The 3,086-nt window shown below is 57.1% G+C and carries 3 protein-coding genes and 3 tRNA genes; all 6 read left to right on the top strand.

The genetic code is table 11. The features are described 5' to 3' along the window. Positions 1 to 133 precede the first annotated feature (133 nt). The 6 genes from birA (at position 134) to CXP40_RS23490 (ending at position 2,959) form a co-directional block, all read left to right on the top strand. On the top strand, positions 134 to 1,099 hold the full coding sequence (gene birA / locus CXP40_RS23465; protein WP_106735677.1) for a bifunctional biotin--[acetyl-CoA-carboxylase] ligase/biotin operon repressor BirA: 966 nt from the start codon (positions 134 to 136) through the stop codon (positions 1,097 to 1,099). Then, on the top strand, positions 1,089 to 1,838 hold the full coding sequence (locus CXP40_RS23470) for a pantothenate kinase (RefSeq protein ID WP_106735675.1): 750 nt from the start codon (positions 1,089 to 1,091) through the stop codon (positions 1,836 to 1,838). The genes birA and CXP40_RS23470 overlap by 11 nt, the downstream gene beginning before the upstream one ends. An 8-nt stretch (positions 1,839 to 1,846) precedes the next feature. Then, complete coding sequence (locus tag CXP40_RS23475) at positions 1,847 to 2,533, top strand: SPOR domain-containing protein (RefSeq protein WP_106735676.1); 687 nt, start codon at positions 1,847 to 1,849, stop codon at positions 2,531 to 2,533. 141 nt (positions 2,534 to 2,674) lie between these two features. Beyond that, positions 2,675 to 2,759 (top strand) — tRNA-Tyr (locus CXP40_RS23480). A gap of 24 nt (positions 2,760 to 2,783) precedes the next feature. Beyond that, a tRNA-Gly gene (locus CXP40_RS23485) sits at positions 2,784 to 2,857 on the top strand. A 26-nt stretch (positions 2,858 to 2,883) separates the two neighbouring features. Further along, positions 2,884 to 2,959, top strand: a tRNA-Thr gene (locus tag CXP40_RS23490). Positions 2,960 to 3,086 lie beyond the last annotated feature (127 nt).

Consider the following 3,086-nt stretch of genomic DNA (forward strand, 5'->3'; position numbering starts at 1 on the left):
ATGGATTCTGGGGGTGTGTTCCTGTGCGTGGGTCAGGATCTTTCCTTTATATGGCTTTCTTATGCTTCCCGTTTTCTATGCAAGCCGGAGCCTCATCGTTATCATGCCAGCCTTGTTCGTGGCGGGGCCTGGAATGCTGGAATTGTTGAAACTTCTGCAGGATGGTCGATTCCATTCCGGTGAAACCCTAGGGGCGAAGCTTGGGATAAGTCGCAGTGCCATCTGGAAGCAACTGCAAGGCCTGGAGGCCGAGCTGGGGATCGAGGTGTTCAAGGTTCCTGGTCGGGGCTATCGGCTGTCTTTACCCATGACCTTGCTCGATGCCGGAGATATCTCTCGTGGCGCAGATGGCTTGGATTGGCCGATCTCTGTTGAGTCCAGCGTGGATTCGACGAACGCCGAGATCTTTCGTCGCCTCGATGCTGGAGTGAGTGCGCCTTTCGTGCTGCTTGCGGAGCGTCAGACCGCTGGCCGCGGTCGGCGGGGGCGTGTCTGGGCCAGCCCTTTTGCCGAGAACCTTTATTGCAGTGTCGTTCTGCGTGTAGAAGGTGGGATGAGTCAGGTGGAAGCCTTGAGTCTGACTGTAGGCCTTGCTGTCGCCAAAGCACTGCAATCCTGTGGCGTCGATGGCGCGCGACTCAAATGGCCGAATGATGTGCTTGTTGAAGGTCGCAAGATATCCGGAATTCTCCTGGAGCTCGCCGGAGACCCGGCCGATGTCTGTCATGTGGTGATTGGCATCGGTATCAACGTCAACATGGCAGTCGATGCGCCCGCTGTGATCGATCAGCCTTGGACCTCGGTGCGGCAATGCCTTGGGCGGATGCTCGATCGTAATGAATTGGCTGCTGAGCTGTTGTTGCAGCTTCGGAGCAGTCTGTCCACTCATTGGCAGCACGGCTTTGCTGGTTTGCGCGAGGAGTGGGAAGCCTTGCATGCGTGGCGTGGGCGCTCTGTTGCGTTGACGGCAGGAAGCAATGCGACGCTGGGTGTCGTGCTTGGAGTTGATGAGCGAGGCGCTATTAGGCTGAGCGTGGATGGCGTTGATCGCTCCTTCAGTGGTGGCGAGTTGAGCCTGAGGTTGCAACATGATTCTTGAGCTCGACTGCGGTAATAGCTTTATCAAGTGGCGGGTTATCTCCGTGGATGGAGCGCAGCGCGTTCTTGCTGGCGTGGTCGACTCCGATGCCGCGCTTTTCGAGTCTTTGGCTGCGGCGTCTCAGTTGCGGGTGAGTCGCTGTCGCCTAGTCAGTGTGCGTAGCGATGCTGAGACCGAGCGGTTGGTTGCGCGTATCCGTGAGTCCTTAGGGGTGGATGCGGTCTGCGCTCAATCTGCTAGTCAGGTCGGGGTGGTGCAGAACGGTTATGAAGACTTCCGGCGCCTTGGTCTGGACCGTTGGCTGGCTGTGCTGGGTGCCTATCACCTGGGGCAGCGCGCTTGTCTGGTAGTGGATCTCGGAACTGCGGTGACCGCTGACTTCGTATCGGCCGATGGTAGGCATCAGGGTGGTTTCATCTGCCCTGGGTTGCCGCTGATGCGTGATCAGTTGAGCACGCACACTCGGCGTATTCGCTACGATCGTCAGGTGGCGCTCGCCGCTTTGCAGGAGTTGGAGCCTGGGCGCTCCACTGCGGAGGCTGTCGAGCGAGGCTGCGTATTGATGCTGCGTGGTTTTGTTGCCGAGCAGTTGCTGCAAGCGCAGGCTCGTTTTCCTGACGGATTCGAGGTTTTCCTGACTGGCGGCGATGCGGGCCTGGTGCGAGACGTGGTTCCGGGGGCGCAGGTTGTTCCTGATCTGGTATTTGTCGGACTGGCTATCGCCTGTCCCTTGAGCTGAGGCGAGGCATGCGCTGGATTCTGCTATTGCTCCTGCTACTTAACGCTTTCTATTACGTCTGGCATCAGCAGCAGGGCCCCTTGCGCGCCAAGGAGGTGGCTCCAGCCGGTGCTTATCAGTCGGCGCGTAAAGATATTCGTCTGTTGAGTGAGGCGGATGCGCCGCGCGTGCGCGCAGAATCTTCGGCGCCGGCTGATGTCGTTGCTCCTGAGGCGGCAGTCTGTCTCTATCTGGGGAGTTTCGAAGAGGAGTCGAAAGCCAGGGTTGTGGAGCAGCGGCTTTTGAGCTTGGACATCCAGGCTGAAGTGCGCAGCGTCGATGCTGCAGCTGGTGTCGAGTATTGGGTTTATCTGCCACCTCTGGCTTCGCGTCAGGCCTCGCTGAGGCAGTTGCGTGAACTGCAGGCCCGGCGTATCGATAGCTACATCATCACTCAGGGTGAGCTGGCGAACGGCATATCGCTGGGGATATTCCCTCGTAATGACTCGGCCAATAGCGTTATGCAGCGTTTGCGTGATGTGGGGTACGAGCCGCAAATTCGCGAACTCTCACGTGCGCATCGCAGTTTTTGGGTGCGCGTGGCTCCGGAAAGTCGGCGCTTGGCTGACGAGTTTTTACTTGGGCGACTTGCCGGAGACTTCGCCGGTTTGCAGCATCAATTAATGCCTTGTGAAGGCGTTGCATTGCTCCAGTAGTTTGCATAGAATGGCGCCCGCTTCGCAGGGTGGTCAAAGTTGGTTCCCGGCGAAGATGTTGTCGAAGTAGCTAACCTCAAGATTTTAATGAGAAAAAGCTTGACAGCAGGGTGGCAGATCTAGAAAATGCCGCCTCACTTTGGAGGGGTTCCCGAGCGGCCAAAGGGATCAGACTGTAAATCTGACGTCATCGACTTCGAAGGTTCGAATCCTTCCCCCTCCACCAGATTCAGCGTGAGCTGCAAGCTCCGCGGGTATAGTTCAGTGGTAGAACCTCAGCCTTCCAAGCTGATGATGCGGGTTCGATTCCCGCTACCCGCTCCAGTTTGTGGTTGGCGCAACAGAGTTTGGCTCATGTAGCTCAGTTGGTAGAGCACACCCTTGGTAAGGGTGAGGTCAGCGGTTCAAATCCGCTCATGAGCTCCATCTAATGAAGGCAGATATGAAAGTATCTGCCTTTGTTTTAATGGCGGCATGGCTTGCTCAATTCTTCGCTAGGAGACGGTCAAGATGGCTAAAGAGAAATTCGAACGTAACAAACCGCACGTCAACG

This window comes from Pseudomonas sp. YY-1, from assembly GCF_002843095.1.
GTDB lineage: Bacteria > Pseudomonadota > Gammaproteobacteria > Pseudomonadales > Pseudomonadaceae > Aquipseudomonas > Aquipseudomonas sediminis_A.

What these genes read in the sequence shown, in the direction of transcription:
- CXP40_RS23470 (WP_106735675.1), top strand. Translation starts at nt 1,089, where the DNA reads ATGATTCTTGAGCTCGACTGCGGTAATAGCTTTATCAAGTGGCGGGTT.
- birA (WP_106735677.1), top strand. Translation starts at nt 134, where the DNA reads ATGCTGGAATTGTTGAAACTTCTGCAGGATGGTCGATTCCATTCCGGT.
- CXP40_RS23475 (WP_106735676.1), top strand. Translation starts at nt 1,847, where the DNA reads ATGCGCTGGATTCTGCTATTGCTCCTGCTACTTAACGCTTTCTATTAC.